Below are 20967 nucleotides of genomic sequence, written 5' to 3'. Positions count from 1 at the left end.
CGCACGCCGAGATTGCGCGATGAGGAACCGCCGATGACCCTAGCCCGCCTGGCCGCCGCGACCGCCTTGGCCGCCGCGATCGCTTCGCCCGCCCTGGCCGACGATCCGGTCGAAGGGCTCTGGCTGGTCCAGGCCGGGACCGCAAAGGTCAAGGTTGCGCCCTGCGCGAGCGACAAGACGAAGATGTGCGGTCAGGTCGCCTGGCTGAAGACGACCGGCGCCAAGGACGCCAACAATCCTGACGCCTCGCTGCGCAGCCGCCCGATCCTGGGCATGCTGATGATCCGCGACTTCAAGTCGGCGGGCCCCGGCAAGTGGACCGGCGGCAAGATCTACGATCCAAACTCGGGCAAGACCTACGGCTCCAAGATGACCGCCAACCCGAACGGCACGCTCAAGGTCGAAGGCTGCATAGCCGTCGTTTGCCAGGCTCAGACCTGGAAGCGGACAAGCTAGCCCCCCAGCTCCCTGGACCGCCGCGTCGCCGCCGCCACCGCTTCGCGCAGCAGCTCTGGAAGGCCGTTCGCGCCAAGCAGCACATCGAGCGCCGCCTGTGTCGTGCCGCCGGGCGAGGTGACCTGCTTGCGCAATTCAGCCGGCTCCTCCCCGCTGCGCGCCATCAGCGCCGCGGCCCCGGCGATCGTCGAGCGGGCGAGCCGGGCGGAGTCCGCCGCCGGCAGCCCGGCCGCTGCGCCCGCCGCCTCCAGCGCTTCGACGAAGGCGTAGAGATAAGCCGGCGCCGAGCCGGACACGCCGGTCGCCGCATGCATCAGCTCTTCGTCGGCGACGTCCACCACCGCCCCGACGGGCGCGAACAGCGCATGGGTCCGCGCCTTGGCTTCGGGATCGGCCGCAAAGATGCTCGCCGTGCCCTGGCAGACCGCCACGGCCGTGGTCGGCATGATCCGCGCCACCGCACGGCCGCCGAACGCCTGGGAGATGTCGGCGCTGCGCACCCCCGCCGCGATCGAGACGATCACCGCGTCGGGCGCCAAATGCTCGGCGACCTGCGCGGCCGCCTCGCGCCACAATTGCGGCTTGACCGCCAGCAGCACGGTCTTGGCCTGGGCGAGTTCGCCGTCAGGGGGATTGATCCGCGCGCCGGCGGCCTTGGCCGCCTCCAGCGTCGGATTGGAATGGGGTTCGCGAATGATCAGGTCGCTGGCCTGGAACGCCCCCGCCGTGCGCCAGCCCTCGATCAGCGCCCCGCCCATGCGGCCGGCGCCCAGCATCAGGATTGGCGTCATCGGTAGACCTCGAGCGTGATGGCCGAACGGCTTTCGGCGGCATCACGCTCTAATGGTTTCGTTCGACGACGCCTAGGCTTCGCCGACGGTCTCGAACATGCAGGCGGCCACCGCGTCGGCCGCCGACTTCGATCCGCGCACCAGGAAATCGAACGCCGGATAGAAGCGGTCGGCCGCCTCCATGGCCACGTCGATCATCGCCGCCGCCTGGGCGAGGCTCGGACGCTCGCCGGTCATCAGCGCCATCGAGTGGCGGAAGATGATCTCGCCGTCGTCCCAGACTTCGAAGTGACCCAGCCAGACGCGCTGGTTGAGGGTGGACACCAGTTCGTAGGCCGCAGTCTTCTGTTCGGGCGTGGCTTGCAGGTTCACCGACAGGCACAGTTGCAGGCAGTCCGCTTCCGGACGCCAGGCGAACCACAGTTCATAGTCTTTCCAGTCGCCGGTGAGGGCGAAGGCGAGGTCGCCGTCTTCCGTGCGGTCGAACTGCAGGTTCTCGGCGGTCAGCACATGCTCGACCACGTCTAGCGGGTCGAGGGCGACCAGGACGTCTTCGTCAGGCTGAGAGGTGTCCATTAGACCAGAGGTCCTTTCGCAGAGGGCGTCCGCGGCCGGGCCGGCCATCGAATCGCCTGCGATATTGAAAGTAAGCTGCTTCGTGGTCCCCGCGTCACCGGGTTTCTTTTCCGGGGCGAGCCACGTTCGCGTGTATTTAAGACCTAGTCTTTCTTCGCGGCCTTCTTGGTCGCCTGCTCCTTGAGCGCGGCCACCTCGGCGCGCAGCGACGCGATCTCGGCCTTGAGGGCGTCGAGGTCGTCGCGGCGGACGAGGTCGAAGTCGGCCACGAAGCGATCGGCCTGGGCGCGGAACGCGGCCTTGGCCTCGTCTCCGGCCGTCTGGGCCAGGCCCATCGCCGCGCTGGTCAGCTTGGCGAACTCGTCCAGAAAGGGGTTCTGAGTCTGCATGGCCCCTATATGGCCCGCCGGGGGATGAAAGCGAAGGGCTTCTCGTCTAAACCTTGGCGGCGAAGCATTCGGAGACACCCGCCTTGCCATTCCCCGATTTCGACCCAGTCCTCGTACAGATCGGGCCTTTCGCAATTCGCTGGTACGCCTTGGCCTATGTGGCCGGCATCCTGCTGGGGTGGCGCTATGTCGCGGGGATGATGAAGAATCAGGCGCTGTGGGGCCCCCGCGGCGCGCCGGCCACGCCGGCCCAGATCGACGACCTGATCCTCTGGATCACCCTCGGCATCATCCTCGGCGGCCGGCTCGGCCACGTGTTCTTCTACACGCCCTCGATCATCGTCCAGGACCCGCTGCAGATCGTGAAGGTCTGGGAAGGCGGCATGAGTTTCCACGGCGGCGCGCTTGGCGTGCTGATCGCGGTGTTCGCCTTCGCAGGGCGCAACAAGATCGACGTGCTGCGCCTGGGCGACGCCGTGGCCGCCTGCGCGCCGATCGGCCTGTTCTTCGGACGTATCGCCAACTTCATCAACGGCGAACTCTGGGGGCGGCCGTCCAATGTGCCGTGGGCGTTCATCTTCCCGCAGGCCGACGGCGTCACGCCGCGCCACCCCAGCCAGCTCTACGAGGCCGCGCTGGAAGGAGTCGTGCTCTTCCTTATCCTGCGCTGGGCCACCCATCGCGCGGGCCTGCTGCAGCGGCGCGGCGTCGTGGCCGGGATTTTCCTGCTGGGCTACGCCGTCTTCCGCACCTTCGTGGAGAACTTCCGCGAGCCTGACCGCTACCTCCAGCACTTTCCGCTGGGCCTCACCATGGGGATGATGCTGTCGGCGCCGATGGTGATCGGCGGCCTCTTCCTGATCTGGCGCGGCATGCGCGAACCGCTGGCGACGCAAGCTGCGTCGCCGCCCAGCCAAGCCAAGACAGAGACGCCATGAGCCTGCGCGACCGCCTGACGGCCCAGATCCGGGCCAGCGGGCCGATGAGCGTCGCGCAGTACATGCACGCCTGCCTCCACGACCCGGACGACGGCTACTACGCGACCCGCCCGGCGCTCGGCGAAGCCGGCGACTTCATCACCGCCCCGCTGGTCAGCCAGATGTTCGGCGAGCTGATCGGCCTCTGGGCCGTCGAGACCTGGAGCCGCCTGGGCCGCCCGGCCAAGTTCCGGCTGGTGGAGATGGGGCCCGGCGACGGCACGCTGATGAGCGACCTGCTGCGCGCCGCGCGGCTCTCGCGCGAGTTCACCGAGGCCGCCGACGTCTGGCTGGTCGAGGTCTCCCAGCCCCTGCGCGACCGCCAGCGCCAGACGCTCGGCGATCATCTGTCGTGGGCGGCCTCGCTGGACGAGGTGCCCGGCGGCGCGCCGCTGATCCTGGTCGCTAACGAACTGCTCGACTGCCTGCCGGCCCGCCAGTTCGTGCGCACCGACAAGGGCTGGGCAGAACGCATGGTCGGCCTCGACGACGCCGGCGCGCTGGCCTTCGGTCTGGCCGGCGCCCCCGGCGTGGACCGGCTGGCCCCGGTCGGCGCGATCCTCGAGCACTCGCCCGCCCAGGCCGCCCTCGGCGAGGCGCTGGCCCTGCGCGTCATGGCGGACAGCGGCGCGGCCCTGCTCATCGACTACGGCCGCGCCGCGCCCGGACTCGGCGACACGCTTCAGGCCCTGCGCCGCCATCAGAAGGAGAGCCCGCTGGCCAGCCCCGGCGAGGCCGATCTCACCGTTCACGCCGACTTCCCCGCTGTGATGGCCGCCGCCGCCGCCCAGGGCGCCCAGACCCCGCAGATCCTCACCCAGGGCGAGTTGCTTGTGCGGCTCGGGATCGGCGCCCGCGCCGAGGCCCTGGCCAACGCCCGCCCCGACCTGAGCGACGTCATCGAGCGCCAGCTTGAGCGTCTGGTCTCGCCCGACCAGATGGGCGATCTCTTCAAGGCCGCCTGCATCCATTCCGCCGGCTTCGAACCGCCAGCCTTCGAGACGCTTACGTGACCGATCTTCCTGTTCTGACTTCGCCGCTGCTCGACCTGGCGGGGATTCGCCACGCCTTCTTCACCCGGCAGGGCGGCGTCTCCACCGGCCTCTACGCCAGCCTCAACGTCGGCCGCGGCTCCAAGGACGCACCCGACGACGTGATCGAGAACCGCCGCCGCGCCGCCGCGCACTTCGGTCAGCCGGAAGGCGCGCTCAACACCTGCTACCAGATCCACTCCGCCATCGCGCTGATCGCCGAGGGTCCGTGGAACGGCGAACGGCCGCAGGCCGACGGCGTCGTCGCCAACACGCCCGGCCTGGTCTGCAGCGCCCTGGCCGCCGACTGCGCGCCGATCCTCTTCGCCGATCCCAAGGCGCGCGTGGTCGCCGCCGCCCACGCCGGCTGGAAAGGCGCCCTGGCCGGCATCGCCGAGGCCACGATTGCGCGGATGGAGACCCTCGGGGCTCGGCCGGCAGACATCGTCGCCGTGGTCGGCCCCTGCATCGCCCAGGCCTCCTACGAGGTCGGACTGGAATTCCTCGACGCCTTCACGGCGCAGGCTGCAGAGAACGTCGAGTTCTTCGTTCCGGGCGAGGCGCCCGACAAGGCGATGTTCGACCTGCCCGGCTACGTCCTGCATCGGCTGCGCCGGGCCGGGGTCGGCGCCTGCGAATGGCTAGGCCGCGACACCTGCGCCGAGGAGGACCTGTTCTTCTCCAACCGCCGGGCCTTCAAGCGCGGCGAGCCGGACTTCGGCCGCCTGCTCTCGGCCATAGCGCTGAACTAGGCGTTGGGCCGCAGGTCGAACCGTTCCCGTGGCAGCGCGTGCGGCAACTCCGCCTGCAGGAACGCGACCATCTTCTCGCGCACCTCGCAGCGTAGATCGAAGGCTTCACCGGCGTTACGCGCGCTCGTCAGGCAGCGGACCTGCATTGTCCGCTCGCTGAGCTCGGTCACCGCGAGATTGACCACGTTGCGGTCCCACAGCGGCGAGGCCGCGGCGATCTCCTCCAGCTTGCGGCGCAGCACCTCGATTGGCGCCGAATAGTCGACATAGACCATCGCCGTGCCGATCAGCGAGGCGCTCTCGCGCGTCCAGTTCTGGAACGGCTTCTGGATGAAGTAGGTCAGCGGCAGAACCATCCGGCGCCAATCCCACAACTTCACGACCACGTAGGTCGAGCCGATCTCCTCGATCCGCCCCCACTCGCCCTCGACGATGACCGCGTCGTCGATCCGGATCGGCTGGGTGGTGGCGATCTGAATTCCGGCGATCAGGTTGGTCAGGAACGGCTGGAGCGCCAGCCCGGCGATGATCCCCGCAGCGCCGGCGGAGGCCAGCAGGCTCACCCCGTACTGCCGCACGCCGTTGAAGGTCATCAGCGCGAACGCGATGGTGAGCACCACGATCAACGCAGCGGCCGTACGCCGCAAGATCCGCGTCTGCGTCACGTGCTTGCGGGCCAGCAGATTGTCTTCCACGTCGATCCGGAAGCGGCGCGTATAGATCAAGGTGGCGATGTCCAGCGCGGTCATCGCCGCCCAGCCACAGAGCACGATGAAGCCGATCAGCAGCACGCGGCCAAGCACGTCCAGCTGCACCTGGCCCAACCTCGCCAGCGGCGCGGCGGCTCCCAACCCCAGGATCAGGGCCGCCAGCCGGCTGGGCCTGCGGGTCCGCTTGATCAGCTCCCGCCAGAACTCGTCGCGCGAGGCGATCAGCCGCCGGACCGTCATCACCAGCGCCTGGTGGGCCGCCAACGCCAGTAAGGCGCCTCCGGCCAGGATCACCATGCTGAGCAGCCAGGCAGGCAGCCAAGAGGGCGCAACCCCCTCCATCCACTCCATCATGTCGCGATTGTCTCGAACTTGCGCCGGCCGAGCCGGCCTGGGTCCGTCAACAAACGCGACAGCTCAGGAATGGATCAAGGCACGATTGTCGTGAACAGATAGACCGCGAACAGCACCAGGTGCACGACGCCCTGCAGCACCGTGGTCCTTCCGGTCGCCAGCGACAGGGTGGTGACCAGCAGGGTCAGCATCAGCAGCACCATCGCCTTGGCGTCGAGGCCGAGCGACAGCGGCCAGCCCATCACCAGCGAGACCACCGCCACGACGGGAATGGTCAGGCCGATCGAGGCCAGGGCCGAGCCCAGCGCCAGGTTCAGGCTGGTCTGCAGACGGTCGGCCCGCGCCGCGCGCACGGCGGCCAGGCTCTCCGGCAACAGCACCAGGCCGGCGATGATCACCCCGACCACGGCCTTGGGGGCGCCCGCGCCGGCCACGGCCGCCTCGATGGTGGGCGCGAGCGACTTGGCCAGCAGCACGACGGTGACCAGCGCCACGACCAGAAGGGCAAGGCTGAGCCAGGCCGCCAGCGCCGTCGGCGGCGCGGCGTGGGCGTCCTCGTCGTGCGCGGCCGAGCCGCTGGGCAGGAAGTAGTCGCGGTGGCGCATGGTCTGCACGAGCACGAAGGTCCCGTAGAGCACCAGCGACACCAGGCCGACGAAGGCCAGTTGGCTGTTCGAATAGACGGGGCCGGCCGCCGAGGTCGTATAGTTGGGCAGCACCAGGGTCAGCACCGCCAGCGCCGCCAGGGTGGCCAGCGCCGCGCTCACCCCCGCCTGGCCATAGCGCTGCTCCAGGTGGCGCGCGCCGCCGAGCAGCAGGCAGAGGCCGACCAGGCCGTTGAGAATGATCATGATGGCGGCGAACACCGTGTCGCGCGCCAGTCCCGCGCCCGCCGGGCCGCTGGACAGCATCAGGGAGACGATCAGCGACACCTCGATCACCGTCACCGCGACGGCGAGCACCAAGGTGCCGTAGGGTTCGCCGATCTTGTGGGCCACCACTTCGGCGTGGTGCACGGCGGCCAGAACGCAGGCGACCAGTCCGATCGCCAGAACTAAGTCGTAAGGCCCGCCGAGCTTCGATCCGAAAAGCAGCAGCGAGCCGACGATAGGTGAGAGCCAGGTCCAGGCCGGGAGTCCGATTTTGGGCATGGCGCACACCGTAAACCAAGCGGCGCCATGCCGCGAGGCGAACCCATTCTCCCCGCGAGATTGTTACGTGATCTCGTCCTGCGCCGTTGTGGGGCCTTGCTCCCCGGCCCTCGCCTGCTAAAAGCCCGGCAATTACCGATACCTGCCCCTGGGGGACCGATGAAGCTGCTGGCCGGCAACTCCAACCGCGCGCTGGCGGAGGCTGTCGCCTCGCGCCTCGACCTCCCCCTCACCCGTGCGCAGGTGAAGCGTTTCGCCGACAACGAGGTTTGGGTGACGATCGATGAGAACGTCCGCGGCGAGGACGTCTTCATCATCCAGTCGACGAACTATCCCGCCAACGACAACCTGATGGAGCTGCTGGTCTGCATCGACGCGCTGAAGCGCGCCTCGGCCCGGCGGATCACCGCGGTGATGCCCTACTTCGGCTACGCCCGTCAGGACCGCAAGACCGGCGGCCGCACGCCGATCTCGGCCAAGCTGGTCGCCAACCTGATCGAGCGCGCCGGCGCCGACCGCGTGCTGACCATGGACCTGCACTCGGGCCAGATTCAGGGCTTCTTTGACATCCCGACCGACAACCTGATTTCGGCGCCGCTGCTCGCGAACGACATCAAGATCAACTACGACAAGCCGGCCGACATCATGATCGTCTCGCCCGACGTCGGCGGCGTGGTCCGCGCCCTGGCCGTGGCCTCGCGCCTGAACGCCGAGCTGGCCATCGTCGACAAGCGCCGCTCCGGCCCTGGCAAGAGCGAAGTCGCCAACGTCATCGGCGACGTCTCGGGCCGCCGCTGCATCCTGTTCGACGACATGATCGACGGCGGCGGCACGCTCTGCAACGCCGCCCAGGCGCTGATCGACGCCGGCGCCACCGAGGTCTCGGCCTATGTGACCCACGGCGTGATGTCCGGCGCGGCGGTCGAGCGCGTGAACGGCTCGGTGCTCAAGGAACTGGTGATGACCGACTCCATCCCGGCCCCGGAGCGCGCCCTCGAAGGCGGCAAGATCCGCTATGTCAGCTGCGACCAGCTGCTCGGCGAAGCGATCCGCCGCATCGCCAACGAAGAGTCGGTATCCAAGCTCTTCGACTGACCCCGTTGACCTGCGGCGGTGGTCCTCAGGCGGCCTCGCCCGCAACCCGGCCGCGCCCGCGGCCGAACGACGCCCCTCAGGCGCGGTCGTCGACCGTCGCCGACTGCGCTCCTATGGTCGTCCGGCCGGGTCCGTCGGAAGGGGTCACAAATGCGTCAGACCTCGCCTAGAACCGGTTTTGGTTAAGCCTCGTTAACCGCTGGCGGTCACATTCTCGCCCGCTGGAGGGGCTAGGCTCCCACGCCTTATTTCTTGGGGAAGGCTCTGGATGATTTCGGCTTCTCGCGCTGGCCTGACGGCCGTCGCCATCGCATTCGCCACAATTCTGGCCTCCTGCGCCGAACCTCCGCCGCCTAAGCCGGCGGAGCCGCCCGCGCCGGCCGTCAGCCTGGCGCCCAGCATCGTCGAGCAGGCCTCCGCCTACCGGTACTACATGGACAAGGCCGCCGCGGTCTCGCCCGCCTTCGTCGACGGCCAGATGGTCGCCGAGGGCCTGAAGGTCGCCGCCTCCTATGAGCCCAAGCAGTTCCTGAAGGGGGCCATCGCGTACGGCGCGATCGTCGCCCTGCAGGACCCGACCTTCGTCGCCGGCGTGAAGCAGTACTCGGGCACCGCGGCCCAGCGCCAGCAGATCGCCTATGAGATCATGAAGGACCCGGCCTACGTAGTCGGCCTCCCGGGCGCGGCCAGCGGGGCCGGGGTCGTGATCGCCGCGCTCGGCGAGGACGGGAACAAGTTCTACCAGGCCGGCAAGGCCGTGAAGCAGGCCGCCTACGACGTCCAGAAGCAGTCCTGGTCCAAGAGCGACGTGGTCGGCCGCGACGCGCGCCTGTCCCAGGCCAAGCTGCTCGGCTCGACCCCGGCCGTCGGCGACATCACCCAGACCACCCGCCTGCAACAGGCGATCAGCGGCGCCCAGCCGCTCGGCGTGACCGGCGCGTCCGTCACCCCGCCGTTCACGCCGGTGGTGATTCGCAGCCTCGCCGTCGCCGCCCTCGCCGTGCTCGGCCAGGCCAGCGAGCCGAACGTCGCCACGCTCAACGCCATCATGGTCGAGCCGAACGTCGCCTCCTGCGCCAATATGGCCAAGCTGAACCTCTATCAGTGTCTGGCCGTCTCCAAGCCGCACTATGAGGACGTCTTCTGCCTGGGCCAGCACGCGATGATGGACACCGCCCGCTGCGTCATCAAAGCCTCGGGCCAGCCCGAGCCGTTCGAGCCGCGCTTCGTTCCGACCGTTCGCGAGAACGCCAGCTACAAGCCGACCCCGGCCAAAAAGCCTGCGGCGAAGAAGCCCGCGAAAAAGGGTTAGAAATCATTTCCCCTGCCCGTTGCCACGGGCGGGGGTTTTGTGTATCTACGCGCACCTTTCGGCCCTAACGGGTCGTTCCGTCGCCGCGCGGGTCTTCGCGCGGCGGCTTCGTTTTGAGGCGAGGCCATGGCCGATATTATCCTGAACGTTGAACTGCGCGAGCGCATTGGAACCGGTGGTGCGCGCGCCGCCCGCCGCGAGGGTCTGGTCCCCGGCGTGCTGTACGGCGGCGACAAGGATCCCGTGGCGATCACCGTCAAGTCGAACGAGTTCCGCAAGGCGCTCTACACCGGCAAGCTGCTCGGCCACCTGGTGACCCTGAAGCACGGCTCGGAAACCCAGCCGGTCATCGCCAAGGTCGTGGACATGCATCCGGTGACCGACGAGCCGATGCACTTCGACCTGTACCGCGTCGACGAGCATCAGACGATCAAGATCTCGGTTCCGGTTCACTTCAAGAACCAGGAAGCCTCGCCGGGCCTGAAGAAGGGCGGCACGCTGAACGTCGTCCGTCACGAAGTCGAACTGGCCTGCCCGGCCGACTCGATCCCGGAAGAGCTGGTCTTCGACCTGACCGGCCTGGAAATCGGCGACACCATCCGCATCGGCGCCTTCGACCTGCCGAAGGGCGTGAGCCCGACCGTCGACCGCGACTTCGTGATCGCCACTGTGGCCGGTTCGGCCGCGGGCGCCTCGGAAGCCGCTGAAGAAGCCGCCGGCGAAGCCGAAGCTTAAGTCCCTGACGGCCGGTTGGGGGGCAGCGCATGCTCGTCCTGGCCGGCCAGGGCAACCCGGGAGCCCGCTATGCGGGCAACCGGCATAATATCGGCTTCATGGCCGTCGACGAGATCGCGCGCCGCTGGCGATTCGGTCCCGAACGCTCCCGTTTCTCCGCCCTCGTCCGCGAGGGCGAGATCGAGACGCCCAGCGGCCCGGTCCGCACCCTGATCCTCAAGCCTCAGACCTTCTACAACGAGAGCGGTCGCTCCGTGGCCGAGGCGCTGAAGTTCTACAAGCTCAAGCCCGCCGACCTCGTGCTGTTCTACGACGAGATCGACATGGCGCCCGGCCGCTTCCGCATGAAGCTGGGCGGCGGCGCGGCCGGCAACAACGGCGTGCGCTCGGTCACCGCCCACATCGGCCCCGACTTCCGCCGCGCGCGGCTCGGCGTCGGGCATCCCGGCCACAAGGACCGCGTCCAGGGGCACGTGCTCTCCGACTTCCACAAGGTCGACCAGGCCTGGGTGGAGGCGCTGCTGCGCGCCGTGGCCGACGCCGCGCCCCTGCTCGCCGAGGGCGAGGACGAGAAGTACCAGACCGAGGTCATGCGCCTGGCCCCCGCCGACAAGAGCGACGTGCCGCGCGGCCGCCAGGCCTAATGCTTGGGCCAATCGGTCTAACGTGCTAGGTCGCCGGCTCGAATTTCAGGAACAGCTCTCCCCATGGCTCTCAAAGTCGCGATCGTCGGCCTGCCCAACGTCGGCAAGTCGACCCTCTTCAACGCGCTCACCCAGACGGCCGCGGCCCAGGCCGCCAACTATCCGTTCTGCACCATCGAGCCGAACACCGGCGACGTGGCCGTCCCCGAGCCGCGCCTGAACGCCCTCGCCGCCATCATCCCGTCCAAGGAGATCATTCCGGCCCGGATGAACTTCGTCGACATCGCCGGCCTGGTGCGCGGCGCGTCCAAGGGCGAGGGCCTGGGCAACCAGTTCCTGGCCAACATCCGCGACTGCGACGCCGTCGCCTTCGTCGCCCGCTGCTTCATCGACGACGACATCACCCACGTCGAAGGCAAGATCGACCCGCTCGCCGACCTCGAGACCATCGAGACCGAGCTGATGCTGGCCGACCTCGAAAGCCTCGAAAAGCGCGTCGCCAACCTCGAGAAGCGCGCCAAGACCGGCGACAAGGAAAGCGCCCAGACCCTGCGCCTGGTCAACGTCGCCCTGGCCGAGCTCAACGCCGGCCGCCCGGCCCGCAAGGCGCAGGTCTCGGCCGAAGACGACAAGGCGTGGCGCATGCTGCAGCTGCTGACCTCCAAGCCGGCGCTCTACGTGTCCAACGTGGACGAGGCTTCGGCCGCCACCGGCAACGACCTGTCGAACCTGGTCGCCGAGCGCGCCAAGCGCGATGGCGCCGATCATGTCGTGATCTCCGCCCAGATCGAGAGCGAGATCGCCCTCCTGGACGAAGCCGAGCGCGTCGAGTTCCTGGAGACCCTCGGCCTGACCGAGCCGGGCCTCAACAAGCTGATCCGCGAGGCCTACCACCTGCTCGGCCTGCAGACCTACTTCACGGTGGGCCCCAAGGAAGCCCGCGCCTGGACCATCCACAAGGGCGACACCGCCCCGCAGGCGGCCGGCGTGATCCACACCGATTTCGAGAAGGGCTTCATCCGCGCTGAAACCATCGCCTACGAGGACTATGTGAACCTCAAGGGCGAGGCCGGAGCCCGCGACGCCGGCAAGCTCCGCGCAGAAGGCAAGGAATACGTCGTCAAGGACGGCGACGTGATGAACTTCCGCTTCAACGTCTGACGCCCCTCCCAGCTGACAGGCACGCAACTTGCAGGGCCGCCGCCGCGCGGCGCGCCGCCTGCAAGCTTGGCTTGTGAGCTCCGGCGACCTCGCGCAAGTTTCCGGAATGCTTCCGGGGGCTGGAAGCGTCGGCCTTCATGACGTCGAGAGCTGGAAGGTGACGCTGGACGCCCCGGCGCCGGCCTAGGCCGGCGCCGAGGGGCGCCGCTTTCGTGAGCGCCCGTAGATGAATCCGCGTCGCCCGTGCTGAGGTTCTCTGCTTAGCTCGCGTCTAACAAGACGGGAGAAACGCATGGGCGAGACCATCACCCTCCGGGGCGCGGACGGCTTCGAGTTTTCGGCCTACCACGAGCAGGCCTTCACCCCGCGCAAAGGCGGGGTCATCGTGCTTCAGGAAATTTTCGGCATCGACCGGCACATCCGCGCCGACGTCGAACGCTGGGCCAAGGCCGGCTACGAGGCGATCGCCCCCTCGCTCTACGACCGCCGCGAACGCCACTTCACCGCCGCTCACGACCCCGAGGGGCTGGCCGCCGGCGTCGCCCATGCCCGCGCCACGCCGCTGGAGCAGGCGCTGACCGACATCGCCGCCTGCCGAGACTTCCTGGCTGCGCGCGGCAAGGTCTTTGTCGTCGGCTACTGCTACGGCGGCTCGTTGACCTGGCTGAGCGCCGCCAAGGTCGAAGGGATCGCCGCAGCCGCCAGCTATTATGGCAGCCTTGTGCAGGCCAACGCCGCACTCCGGCCGCTTTGCCCGACGATCATCCACCTTGGCCACACCGATCCTGGGATCCCCGCCGACGAGGTCGAGAAGGCCGTGCACGAACACAACCCCGACGTCCCGGTCTACATCTACGAAGGCGCCGGCCACGGCTTCAATAACGATAGCCCCGAGCGCTACAACGAAGAGGCCGCCGACCTTGCCCGCGCCCGCACCCGCGAGTTGTTCGAGAACGCGTGAGCATGGGCCAGCAGATCACCCTCAAGAGCACGTTCGACGGCTTCGAGCTCGGCGCCTATCACGCAAAACCGAGTGATGCGCGCCGTGGCGGCCTGCTGCTGATCCAGGAGATCTTCGGGGTCACAGACCACATCCGTGAACTGGCGGACGCCTTCGCCGCCGACGGCTACGAGACCATCGCCCCGTCGTTCTACGACCGTCTCGAACGCGGCTTCCAGGCCGACTACAGCCAGGCGTCCATCGCCAAGGGCGTCGAGTATTCCCAGGCCACCCCCTGGGATCAGGTCGCCGGCGACGCCCAGGCCGCCATCGACGCGCTCAAGGCCCCGGTCTTCGTCACCGGCTTCTGCTGGGGCGGCGCGGCCGCCTGGCTGGCCGCCTGTCGCTGCACCGGCCTGTCGGCCGCCGCCAGCTTCTACGGGCGCCGGATCAGCGAACTGAAGGACGAGACGCCCCAGGTTCCGATCATCCTGCACTTCGGCAAGACCGACGCCTCGATCCCGCCCGAGCGGATTGACGAGATCGCCGAGCGTCATCCCGACATCCCGATCCACCTCTATCCGGCTGGGCACGGCTTCGTCTCCGATCGCCGCGCCGACTACGACGCTGACAGCGCCCGGCTGGCCCGCCTGCGGACCCTGGCGCTGTTCTCCAACAACGGCGGGGGGCGAAGTTCGGCGTGATCCTGGAAACCACCAGACTGCGGCTGCGGCCGCTGGCGGCGAGCGACCTCGACGCCCTCTGCGCGATCGCCGCCGATCCGCAGGTGATGGCCCACGTCGGCGACGGCGTGCCGCTCAGCCGGGCGGCGACCGCGCTCTGGATCAATAACGCCGCCGCCAGCCTGATGATGAGCGAAGTCGGCAGCCGCGCCGTCGTCCTGCGCGATAGCGACGCCCTGATCGGCTGGGTCGGCCTGATCCCCACGCCCCACCCCAATCGCCTGGAACTGATCTACGGCTTCGCCCGCGCCTACTGGGGCCGGGGCTACGCCACCGAGGCCGCAAGGGCCCTCCTGGCCGCCTGCACGCCCGATGCGGTCGACGCAACCATCGACCCGGCCAACCTCGCTTCCTGGCGCATCCTGGAGAAGCTGGGCTTCATCGTCGTCGGAGAGGAAGAGGACGAGTACGGCCTCCCGACCCTGCGCCTGCACCTCGAGATCGGTGAATCGGCGGCCGCCGGCTAGGGCTCGCGCTCCTCGATCTGCTTGCGCACCTCGGGCACCGTCTCCAGCGCCCGCACCAGCACCGCCTGCGCCGCCAGGATGCCGATCCCGGCGGCGTAGCCGGAGAACACCCCGGCCGGATAGCGACCGCCGTGGCCCACCGCCCAGACCTGCCAGTAGATGAACAGCGCCGCCGCCGCGAGCAGCCCCACGCCGGTGAGCACCGAGATCGGCGTCTGGCCGAACCCCGCCTGGAAGCTCATCCACACATAGCGCGCCAGTCCGCGCTTCAGCGGCGGCGCCGCCAGAGGCCCTACGAACGAGACGAACAGAAACATGGCCGGCCAGATCAGCGTGCGCTGGGCGATCAGCTCGGCGCCGCCGGGCAGCACGCGGAAGGCGTTCACGACCGCTCCGGCATAGATCAGCACCGCCGCGCCGACCGCCACGTCCTGCATCCGCCGGAAGTCTCGCCAGGGCTTGATGAAGCTCATGGCTTGGACTTAGGCGATCGATGCGGCAGGGGTAAGACCCAATCGCCCCGGCGATGGCCGATGGCCCCTGCGCAGCCCGTCGCCGAGCGGCGCGATCGCAGCTATGCTGTTCGCCGAAGGGGCCGCCAAGCGCCCCGGCGCTCTCTCGCCTCACGGATCCCATGAAGCCGGTCGCCCTGGCCCTAGCCGCCGCCGCCCTCCCGCTCGCCGCCCATGCCGGCGAAACGGCCTGCTGGTTCGAACAGGGCGTCATCGTCGCGCCTGCCTCGATCGACGGTCTGGCCGGCGACTACATCGTCGACACCGGCTCGCCCCTCACCCAGCTGCACGAGACCAAGGCCCAGAGCGCCGGCCTCGTCGAACAGGACCAGCGCGGGCCCGTGCGGATCGCCGGCCTGACCCTGCCCGACCGCCCGTTCGTCATCGCCGACCTCGACGCCCGCACCTACGCCTTCCCCACCCCGATCGCCGGCGTGATCGGCGCCGACCTGCTGTCGGCCTATGTGGTCGAGGTCAGCTTCGCGCCCTGCAAGATCGCCATCTATCCACGCGCCCGGGCCCCGCGCGTACGCAGCAAGGTCGGCGTCCTGCCGCTGCGGGTCGTCGGCGGCGTCGCCACCGCCCGCGCCGCCGTCTCCGACGGCCCCAGAGCCGTCAGCGGCGAGTTCGTGATCGCCACCGGCTCGGACGCCGCCGTGCGGGTCTCCCAGCGCCTGGCCTCGGTTCCAGGCGCCGCCAAGCCGGAGGATCTGCTGCCTTATGGCGAGACCCACGCGCAACTGCGGGCCGCCTCCTTCGCCGGCGCCCTGTTCGAGAACGTGCCGGGGGCTCTGGCCGACACCCAGGCCGACGGAGTCATCGGCGCCCCCCTGCTGGCCCGCTGGCGGCTGCGCTTCGACTTCCCGGCCGGCAAGCTGCTGCTCGCCCCGGCCGGCTGAACCCATCGCGCACCTCCGCCAGTCGTTTGGGGTATCGCTGATTTTCGGGCGGCGCAAAGTCAAGCAGGGCGCAGGTTACGAAAAAAGGCCCCGGATCGCTCCGGGGCCTTCTCGTATCTCGCTGGAAGATCTGCGCCCTAGTGGGCGACATTCTTCCAGATCTTGCGGTAGCTGGCGTACAGCAGGCCCGCAAAGATGAAGAGGTAGATCATCGCGGCCATGCCGAAGGCCTTGCGCTCTTCCATCTTGGGCTCGGAAGCCCAGGCGATGAAGGCCGCAACGTCCTTGGCCTGCTGTTCCAGCGTCGACTTGGTGCCGTCGTCGAACGTCACCTGGCCGGCCGCTAGCGGCGGAGCCATGGCGATGAAGCCGCCGGGCGGAACCTTGTCGTGCGGGCCCGACCACGCCGCGGTGACGTCACCGGCCATGTACGGGTTGTAGTGCTGGCCGGCGCCGACCTTCAGACCCGCGGGCGGGTTCTTGTAGCCGGTCAGCAGCGAGTAGATGTACTGCGGCCCCGCATGACGAGCCTTGGCCATCACCGACAGGTCCGGCGGATAGGCGCCGCCGTTGGAGGCCCGCGCCGCCGCTTCGTTCGGGAAGGGCGACGGGAACTTGTCGGCCGATGTGCCCGGACGATCGATCACATCACCCGTTTCCGAGTCGATGTCCTTGATCTGATAGTCCTTGGCGATCGACTTCACATACGGGTTGTCGTTCGGGTTCTTGTACTTCGGATCGTAGAACGGTCCGCCTTTCTGGCCGAGGTTCCGGAAGTACATGAGGTTCATCGAGTGGCAGGCCGAGCAGACCTCCCGATAGACCTTGTAACCCCGTTGCAGCTCAGCCTGATCGAACTTGCCGAACGGACCTTCGAAGCTGAATTCGACATGCTTCGGCGGCAGGGCGCCGCCGGCGGCTTGAGCCGCCGGGGCCGCGAGAACGGCCAAGCCAAGCGCCGCGAGCGCGATACCTTTACGCAGCATCTGAGGCTCAACCCCTCTTTTCAGGCGAAGCCGCGGCGCCGGCCGGCGCGTTGGCGGGATGCGAAAGCACAGGTTCACTGATCGATTCCGGCAGCGGAAGCGGGGTCTCGGTGAGGCCCAGGATCGGCAGGACGACCAGGAAGTAAGCGAAGTAGTAGAGGGTCGCGACCCGCGACAGCCACACCATCGAGTTCAGGTCGGCGTCGAACAGCTTGAAGGTCGACAGACCCGGGATCACGTGGTTGTCCGGCAGCTGACCACCGCAGTAGCCGAGCACCAGGCAGGCCAGCACGAAGATGAAGAAGTACAGCTTCGCGGTCGGCCGGTAGCGCATCGAGCGCACCTTGGAGGTGTCGAGCCACGGCAGGACGAACAGCACCGCGATGGCGCCGAACATCAGGATCACGCCGCCCAGCTTGTCGGGAACCGCGCGCAGGATCGCGTAGAACGGCAGGAAGTACCATTCGGGAACGATGTGCGCCGGGGTCACCAGCGGGTTGCCGGGGATGTAGTTGTCGGCGTGGCCGAGGGCGTTCGGGTTGTAGAACACGAAGGTCGCGAACAGGATCAGGAACACCACGATCGCGAAGCCGTCCTTCACCGTGTAGTACGGGTGGAAGGGAACGGTGTCTTCCTTCGACTTCACGTTCACGCCGGTCGGGTTGTTGTTGCCCGGGACGTGCAGCGCCCAGATGTGCAGGCCGACGACGCCCGCGATCATGAACGGCAGCAGGAAGTGCAGCGAGAAGAAGCGGTTCAGGGTCGGGTTGTCGACCGCGAAGCCGCCCCACAGCCAGGTGGTGATCGCTTCGCCCACGACCGGCAGCGCGCCGAACAGGTTGGTGATCACGACGGCGCCGTGGAAGGACATCTGGCCCCAGGGCAGCACGTAGCCCATGAAGGCGGTGGCCATCATCAGCAGGTAGATCACGCAGCCCAGGATCCACAGCACTTCGCGCGGAGCCTTGTACGAGCCGTAGTACAGCCCGCGGAACATGTGGATGTAGACCGCGATGAAGAACATCGAGGCGCCGTTGGCGTGCATGTAGCGGATCAGCCAACCGTAGTTGACGTCACGCATGATGCGCTCGACCGAGGCGAAGGCGTGGTCGACGTGCGGCACGTAGTGCATGGCCAGCACGATGCCGGTGACCAGCTGGATGCCGAGGCAGACCGCCAGGATGCCGCCGAAGGTCCACCAGTAGTTCAGGTTCTTCGGGGTCGGGAAGTCGATCATCGAGTCGTACGCGAGGCGCACGACAGGCAGACGGGTGTCGAGCCAACGCTCGATGCCGGTCTTCGGTTCGTAATTGGAATGTCCGCTCATCTGGGTCAGCCCACCTTGACCTTGGTGTCGGAAAGGAAGGTGTAGTCGGGCACCGCCAGGTTCTTCGGCGCCGGACCCTTACGGATGCGGCCCGAGACGTCGTAGTGCGAACCGTGACACGGGCAGAACCAGCCGCCGTAGTCGCCGCCGCCGAACGTCGGCACGCAGCCGAGGTGCGTGCAGGTGCCGACCAGCACGAGCCACTGGGCCTTGCCCGGCTTGTGACGGTCTTCGTCCTTCTGCGGATCGGGCATGCTCGCGCCGTCATCGCCAATGGCCTTGGCGATCTCCGCGCCAGTCCGATTGCGGATGAACAGCGGCTTGCCGCGCCACTTGATGGTGACCTGCTGGCCTTCCTCGACCTTGGTCAGGTCGAATTCGACCGACGCCAGCGCCAGCGTATCGCCGGACGGGTTCATCTGGTCGATGAACGGCCAGGCGAGGCCCGCGACAGCGCCGCCGGCCGCAGCCGCCGCCGCAATATGAATGAAATCACGCCGGTTCGGGTCGTCGCCCGCGGCATGCGTATCGGGATTTGCGCCCGCGACGGTGTCGGCCACCTTAAAGCTACCCTTCGTTTGGGGCCGCGTGCCCGCGGCCCGTCAGATCACTACGGATAATTCCGGAGTGATCCCGCCTTCGACCCCTGCCAGCGGTTCTGGTAAGGGCCACCGGAACTGAACGCTGGCGCCGGGCAAACCCGCGGAAGACAGTCGGATTGCATCTCGCACCCCACCCTTCCGTGATTCGCCCCTGGCCCCGGCTAATCCCGTGGCTGGACCGCTTAGAATGCTGCTCGCGCTTTTTCAACCGGACATTCCGCAAAACCTTGGCGCGGCTCTTCGCCTCGGCGCCTGTATGGGGGTGCCCGTACACGTCATCGAGCCTTGTGGTTTCCCGCTTTCCGACAAGGCTATCCGTCGCGCGGCGATGGATTACGGCGAACCGGCCGACGTCGTTCGCCATGCCGGCTGGAGCGATTTTCGGGCCGCCAAGGGGTCGGCTCGCATAATGCTGTTCTCCACTAAGGCCGCGCAGCCATTGCATGATTTCGTATTCCGGCCCGACGATATCCTGCTGTTCGGCCGCGAAAGCCTGGGCGTTCCGGACGAGGTTCACGACTCCGCCGACGCCCGCGTCTTCATTCCGCTCACGCCCGGTCGGCGCTCGCTCAACGTCACCGTCTCGGCCGCCATCGGCCTTTCCGAGGCGTTGCGGCAGACCGATCAATTTCCTAAGCCCGTGCAAATTTCCTAACTGCGGTACGCGATGACCAACATTTCTCCCGAGATCGAAGCCCGGCGCGACCGCGCCAAGGAATGGTTCGAAAGTCTGCAGACTCGAATCTTCGCCGAGCTCGAGCGCCTCGAAGAAGAGGCGCCGGCCGACCTCTATCCCGGCGAACCGGGCCAGTTCGAGGCGCGCCCCTGGACGCGCGAGACCGGGACCGGCGGCGGGATCGGCGGCCACCTGAAGGGCCGGCTGTTCGAAAAAGCGGGGGTGCACACCTCCGCGGCCCTGGCCCGCTTCTCGCCCGAGATGGCCGCCCAGATGCCCGGCGCCGACAAGGATCCGAGCTATGTCTCGGCCAGCATCAGCCTGATCGTGCATCCGCGCTCGCCGCGCGTGCCGACCGTGCACATGAACACCCGCTTCCTGTCGACGGCCGAGAGCTGGTTCGGCGGCGGCGCCGACCTGACGCCGATGCTCGACGCCCAGCGCAGCCAGGAGGCCGACGACGCGGTGCTGTTCCACGCGGCCATGCAGGCCGCCTGCGATCCCTATGACCCCGAGTGGTACGGCAAGTACAAGGCCTGGTGCGATGAGTACTTCTACCTGCCTCACCGCAAGGAGCCGCGCGGCATCGGCGGCATCTTCTACGACCGCCACAACAGCGGCGACTTCGAGAAGGACTTCGCCTTCACCCGTGCCGTCGGCGAGGCCTTCCTCGACGTCTACCCGAAGATAGTCCGCCACCGCATGGACGAGCCGTGGACCGAGGCCGACCGCCAGGAACAGCTGGTCCGCCGCGGCCGCTACGTCGAGTTCAACCTGCTCTACGACCGCGGCACGATGTTCGGCCTCAAGGCCGGCGGCAACATCGACACCATCCTGTCCTCGATGCCGCCGATGGTCAGCTGGATCTAGGTCAAAGCCCAGCTGTCATCCCGGTTTGCGAAGCAAGACCGGGACCCATGCCGGCTCGGCGCGAATGGGTCCCGGACAATCCCTGCGAGCTTTCCGGGATGACACCTCAGGTCAGGCCGTCTCGATGAACCGCTGCAGCCAGGCGCCAACCCTCAGTCGGTCGTCGGGCTGCTCGTAGCTCATCACCGCACGGTCGGCCTCCTCCTCGGTCAGCCGCACCCCCCGCCTGGTCTCGATCAGCGCCTTGGCGTAGTCCGGCTCGAACTCGGGATGCAGCTGCAGCGAGACCGCCCGGTCCTCGCCGTAGTCCAGCATGCCGATCGGACAGAAGTCGTTGCCGCCAATCACCTGGGCGCCGGGCGGCGCCTCGACCACCTGGTCTTGGTGCGAGCCGGGCACGGCGATCGGCTCAGGACTGTCCATCCAGCCGCGCGCGGCGCCAAGCCGGTAGCGTTGCAGGCCCAGCCCCCAGCCGTTGGGCGACTTGATCACCTTGCCGCCGAAGGCCTGCGCCATGATCTGGTGGCCGAAGCAAATCCCGACCAGCGGCGCTTGCCCCTTGGCGGCGCGCAGGAAGTCCTCCAGCGGCGCGATCCACGGCTCGGGGTCGTAGGTCCCGGCCGAAGATCCCGTCACCAGCCACGCCCCGCACGCATCGACCCCCGACGGCGACTCGCCCGCCGCCACGTCGTAGACGGCGTACTCATAGGCGCTCTCGCCGAACAGCCGCCGGAACATCGACGGATAGCTGCCGTACCGCCCGCGAATCTCCTCCGGCGGCGCGCCGGTCTCCAGAATGCCGAGCTTCATT

General features: G+C 68.2%; 25 protein-coding genes. 15 read left to right on the top strand and 10 right to left on the bottom strand.

The window, feature by feature from the left end; all coding sequences use genetic code 11:
• The first annotated feature begins 33 nt into the window (after positions 1–33).
• Positions 34–456 carry a DUF2147 domain-containing protein gene (locus GGQ61_RS10435; RefSeq protein ID WP_183772195.1) on the top strand — a complete coding sequence of 141 codons (423 nt, stop codon included), beginning with the start codon at positions 34–36 and terminating at the stop codon, positions 454–456.
• Here the strand turns inward: GGQ61_RS10435 and proC are convergent.
• The 3 genes from proC to GGQ61_RS10420 form a co-directional block, all read right to left on the bottom strand.
• Positions 453–1247 (bottom strand): pyrroline-5-carboxylate reductase, encoded by a 795-nt coding sequence (proC, locus tag GGQ61_RS10430; protein ID WP_183772193.1) that lies wholly within the window; start codon positions 1245–1247, stop codon positions 453–455. The genes GGQ61_RS10435 and proC overlap by 4 nt on opposite strands.
• Before the next feature lie 72 nt (positions 1248–1319).
• Entirely contained in the window at positions 1320–1823 is a 504-nt protein-coding gene (locus GGQ61_RS10425) for a type III secretion system chaperone family protein (RefSeq protein WP_183772191.1), read from the bottom strand.
• A 143-nt stretch (positions 1824–1966) separates the two neighbouring features.
• Positions 1967–2212: an accessory factor UbiK family protein gene (locus tag GGQ61_RS10420; RefSeq protein WP_183772189.1), complete on the bottom strand. Its 246-nt coding sequence runs from the start codon at positions 2210–2212 to the stop codon at positions 1967–1969.
• 83 nt (positions 2213–2295) lie between these two features.
• Between GGQ61_RS10420 and lgt the strand changes: the two genes are divergently transcribed.
• The 3 genes from lgt to pgeF are packed head-to-tail and all read left to right on the top strand — an operon-like array spanning position 2296 to position 4972.
• Positions 2296–3150, top strand: coding sequence for a prolipoprotein diacylglyceryl transferase (gene lgt / locus GGQ61_RS10415; protein WP_183772187.1), 855 nt, complete (start codon positions 2296–2298; stop codon positions 3148–3150).
• Positions 3147–4202 (top strand): class I SAM-dependent methyltransferase, encoded by a 1056-nt coding sequence (locus tag GGQ61_RS10410; protein WP_183772185.1) that lies wholly within the window; start codon positions 3147–3149, stop codon positions 4200–4202. The genes lgt and GGQ61_RS10410 overlap by 4 nt, the downstream gene beginning before the upstream one ends.
• Positions 4199–4972, top strand: coding sequence for a peptidoglycan editing factor PgeF (pgeF, locus tag GGQ61_RS10405; protein ID WP_183772183.1), 774 nt, complete (start codon positions 4199–4201; stop codon positions 4970–4972). The genes GGQ61_RS10410 and pgeF overlap by 4 nt, the downstream gene beginning before the upstream one ends.
• Here the strand turns inward: pgeF and GGQ61_RS10400 are convergent.
• Together GGQ61_RS10400 and GGQ61_RS10395 are read right to left on the bottom strand one after the other, a co-directional pair.
• Positions 4969–6036, bottom strand: coding sequence for a mechanosensitive ion channel family protein (locus tag GGQ61_RS10400; RefSeq protein ID WP_183772181.1), 1068 nt, complete (start codon positions 6034–6036; stop codon positions 4969–4971). The genes pgeF and GGQ61_RS10400 overlap by 4 nt on opposite strands.
• A gap of 74 nt (positions 6037–6110) precedes the next feature.
• The gene (locus GGQ61_RS10395) at positions 6111–7187 is read right to left on the bottom strand and encodes a calcium:cation antiporter (protein WP_183772179.1); all 1077 of its coding nucleotides are present in this window, start codon (positions 7185–7187) and stop codon (positions 6111–6113) included.
• A gap of 159 nt (positions 7188–7346) precedes the next feature.
• On the opposite strand from GGQ61_RS10395, the gene GGQ61_RS10390 reads away from it, so the two are divergent.
• From GGQ61_RS10390 to GGQ61_RS10355, 8 genes are all read left to right on the top strand, one after another.
• A complete protein-coding gene (locus tag GGQ61_RS10390) occupies positions 7347–8282 on the top strand; it encodes a ribose-phosphate pyrophosphokinase (RefSeq protein WP_183772177.1) in 936 nt (311 codons plus the stop codon).
• Positions 8283–8550: 268 nt separating this feature from the next.
• Positions 8551–9594: a hypothetical protein gene (locus GGQ61_RS10385; protein WP_183772175.1), complete on the top strand. Its 1044-nt coding sequence runs from the start codon at positions 8551–8553 to the stop codon at positions 9592–9594.
• A 126-nt stretch (positions 9595–9720) separates the two neighbouring features.
• Positions 9721–10329: a 50S ribosomal protein L25/general stress protein Ctc gene (locus GGQ61_RS10380; RefSeq protein ID WP_183772173.1), complete on the top strand. Its 609-nt coding sequence runs from the start codon at positions 9721–9723 to the stop codon at positions 10327–10329.
• Positions 10330–10358: 29 nt separating this feature from the next.
• Positions 10359–10973, top strand: coding sequence for an aminoacyl-tRNA hydrolase (pth, locus tag GGQ61_RS10375; protein WP_183772170.1), 615 nt, complete (start codon positions 10359–10361; stop codon positions 10971–10973).
• Between the two features lie 63 nt (positions 10974–11036).
• Positions 11037–12134, top strand: a complete 1098-nt coding sequence (gene ychF, locus GGQ61_RS10370) for a redox-regulated ATPase YchF (protein ID WP_183772168.1) — start codon at positions 11037–11039, stop codon at positions 12132–12134.
• 292 nt (positions 12135–12426) lie between these two features.
• Positions 12427–13095, top strand: coding sequence for a dienelactone hydrolase family protein (locus GGQ61_RS10365; protein WP_183772166.1), 669 nt, complete (start codon positions 12427–12429; stop codon positions 13093–13095).
• A gap of 2 nt (positions 13096–13097) precedes the next feature.
• Complete coding sequence (locus GGQ61_RS10360) at positions 13098–13778, top strand: dienelactone hydrolase family protein (protein WP_183772484.1); 681 nt, start codon at positions 13098–13100, stop codon at positions 13776–13778.
• Entirely contained in the window at positions 13775–14284 is a 510-nt protein-coding gene (locus GGQ61_RS10355) for a GNAT family N-acetyltransferase (RefSeq protein WP_183772164.1), read from the top strand. The genes GGQ61_RS10360 and GGQ61_RS10355 overlap by 4 nt, the downstream gene beginning before the upstream one ends.
• On the opposite strand, the gene GGQ61_RS10350 is transcribed toward GGQ61_RS10355, so the two are convergent.
• Entirely contained in the window at positions 14281–14757 is a 477-nt protein-coding gene (locus GGQ61_RS10350; RefSeq protein WP_183772162.1) for a hypothetical protein, read from the bottom strand. The genes GGQ61_RS10355 and GGQ61_RS10350 overlap by 4 nt on opposite strands.
• A gap of 161 nt (positions 14758–14918) precedes the next feature.
• Here GGQ61_RS10350 and GGQ61_RS10345 point away from each other — a divergent pair, with 161 nt between their 5' ends.
• Positions 14919–15695 (top strand): pepsin/retropepsin-like aspartic protease family protein, encoded by a 777-nt coding sequence (locus tag GGQ61_RS10345; RefSeq protein ID WP_183772160.1) that lies wholly within the window; start codon positions 14919–14921, stop codon positions 15693–15695.
• 137 nt (positions 15696–15832) lie between these two features.
• On the opposite strand, the gene GGQ61_RS10340 is transcribed toward GGQ61_RS10345, so the two are convergent.
• The 3 genes from GGQ61_RS10340 to petA are packed head-to-tail and all read right to left on the bottom strand — an operon-like array spanning position 15833 to position 18568.
• The gene (locus GGQ61_RS10340; RefSeq protein WP_183772158.1) at positions 15833–16681 is read right to left on the bottom strand and encodes a cytochrome c1; all 849 of its coding nucleotides are present in this window, start codon (positions 16679–16681) and stop codon (positions 15833–15835) included.
• 7 nt (positions 16682–16688) lie between these two features.
• Positions 16689–18008, bottom strand: coding sequence for a cytochrome b (locus GGQ61_RS10335; protein WP_183772156.1), 1320 nt, complete (start codon positions 18006–18008; stop codon positions 16689–16691).
• A gap of 5 nt (positions 18009–18013) precedes the next feature.
• Positions 18014–18568 (bottom strand): ubiquinol-cytochrome c reductase iron-sulfur subunit, encoded by a 555-nt coding sequence (gene petA, locus GGQ61_RS10330; RefSeq protein WP_183772154.1) that lies wholly within the window; start codon positions 18566–18568, stop codon positions 18014–18016.
• Between the two features lie 229 nt (positions 18569–18797).
• On the opposite strand from petA, the gene GGQ61_RS10325 reads away from it, so the two are divergent.
• Positions 18798–19265, top strand: a complete 468-nt coding sequence (locus GGQ61_RS10325) for a tRNA (cytidine(34)-2'-O)-methyltransferase (RefSeq protein ID WP_183772153.1) — start codon at positions 18798–18800, stop codon at positions 19263–19265.
• 12 nt (positions 19266–19277) lie between these two features.
• On the top strand, positions 19278–20156 hold the full coding sequence (hemF, locus tag GGQ61_RS10320) for an oxygen-dependent coproporphyrinogen oxidase (protein WP_183772151.1): 879 nt from the start codon (positions 19278–19280) through the stop codon (positions 20154–20156).
• Positions 20157–20267: 111 nt separating this feature from the next.
• Here hemF and GGQ61_RS10315 read toward each other — a convergent pair whose 3' ends face one another.
• Complete coding sequence (locus tag GGQ61_RS10315; protein WP_183772149.1) at positions 20268–20966, bottom strand: glutamine amidotransferase-related protein; 699 nt, start codon at positions 20964–20966, stop codon at positions 20268–20270.
• Between the last annotated feature and the right edge of the window lies 1 nt (position 20967).

It is taken from the genome of Phenylobacterium haematophilum, from assembly GCF_014196295.1.
GTDB lineage: Bacteria > Pseudomonadota > Alphaproteobacteria > Caulobacterales > Caulobacteraceae > Phenylobacterium > Phenylobacterium haematophilum.
This window is presented reverse-complemented; position numbering and strand designations above follow the sequence as displayed.

Bases quoted from the DNA above. Each gene is read 5' to 3' on its own strand.
- GGQ61_RS10345 (WP_183772160.1), top strand. From the start codon at position 14,919: ATGAAGCCGGTCGCCCTGGCCCTAGCCGCCGCCGCCCTCCCGCTCGCC.
- GGQ61_RS10350 (WP_183772162.1), bottom strand. From the start codon at position 14,757: ATGAGCTTCATCAAGCCCTGGCGAGACTTCCGGCGGATGCAGGACGTG.
- ychF (WP_183772168.1), top strand. From the start codon at position 11,037: ATGGCTCTCAAAGTCGCGATCGTCGGCCTGCCCAACGTCGGCAAGTCG.
- GGQ61_RS10390 (WP_183772177.1), top strand. From the start codon at position 7,347: ATGAAGCTGCTGGCCGGCAACTCCAACCGCGCGCTGGCGGAGGCTGTC.
- GGQ61_RS10340 (WP_183772158.1), bottom strand. From the start codon at position 16,681: ATGCTGCGTAAAGGTATCGCGCTCGCGGCGCTTGGCTTGGCCGTTCTC.
- GGQ61_RS10410 (WP_183772185.1), top strand. From the start codon at position 3,147: ATGAGCCTGCGCGACCGCCTGACGGCCCAGATCCGGGCCAGCGGGCCG.
- GGQ61_RS10425 (WP_183772191.1), bottom strand. From the start codon at position 1,823: ATGGACACCTCTCAGCCTGACGAAGACGTCCTGGTCGCCCTCGACCCG.
- GGQ61_RS10380 (WP_183772173.1), top strand. From the start codon at position 9,721: ATGGCCGATATTATCCTGAACGTTGAACTGCGCGAGCGCATTGGAACC.
- GGQ61_RS10395 (WP_183772179.1), bottom strand. From the start codon at position 7,187: ATGCCCAAAATCGGACTCCCGGCCTGGACCTGGCTCTCACCTATCGTC.
- GGQ61_RS10335 (WP_183772156.1), bottom strand. From the start codon at position 18,008: ATGAGCGGACATTCCAATTACGAACCGAAGACCGGCATCGAGCGTTGG.
- hemF (WP_183772151.1), top strand. From the start codon at position 19,278: ATGACCAACATTTCTCCCGAGATCGAAGCCCGGCGCGACCGCGCCAAG.
- proC (WP_183772193.1), bottom strand. From the start codon at position 1,247: ATGACGCCAATCCTGATGCTGGGCGCCGGCCGCATGGGCGGGGCGCTG.
- GGQ61_RS10435 (WP_183772195.1), top strand. From the start codon at position 34: ATGACCCTAGCCCGCCTGGCCGCCGCGACCGCCTTGGCCGCCGCGATC.
- GGQ61_RS10385 (WP_183772175.1), top strand. From the start codon at position 8,551: ATGATTTCGGCTTCTCGCGCTGGCCTGACGGCCGTCGCCATCGCATTC.
- GGQ61_RS10420 (WP_183772189.1), bottom strand. From the start codon at position 2,212: ATGCAGACTCAGAACCCCTTTCTGGACGAGTTCGCCAAGCTGACCAGC.
- GGQ61_RS10360 (WP_183772484.1), top strand. From the start codon at position 13,098: ATGGGCCAGCAGATCACCCTCAAGAGCACGTTCGACGGCTTCGAGCTC.
- GGQ61_RS10325 (WP_183772153.1), top strand. From the start codon at position 18,798: ATGCTGCTCGCGCTTTTTCAACCGGACATTCCGCAAAACCTTGGCGCG.
- pth (WP_183772170.1), top strand. From the start codon at position 10,359: ATGCTCGTCCTGGCCGGCCAGGGCAACCCGGGAGCCCGCTATGCGGGC.
- GGQ61_RS10400 (WP_183772181.1), bottom strand. From the start codon at position 6,036: ATGATGGAGTGGATGGAGGGGGTTGCGCCCTCTTGGCTGCCTGCCTGG.
- GGQ61_RS10315 (WP_183772149.1), bottom strand. From the start codon at position 20,966: ATGAAGCTCGGCATTCTGGAGACCGGCGCGCCGCCGGAGGAGATTCGC.
- GGQ61_RS10365 (WP_183772166.1), top strand. From the start codon at position 12,427: ATGGGCGAGACCATCACCCTCCGGGGCGCGGACGGCTTCGAGTTTTCG.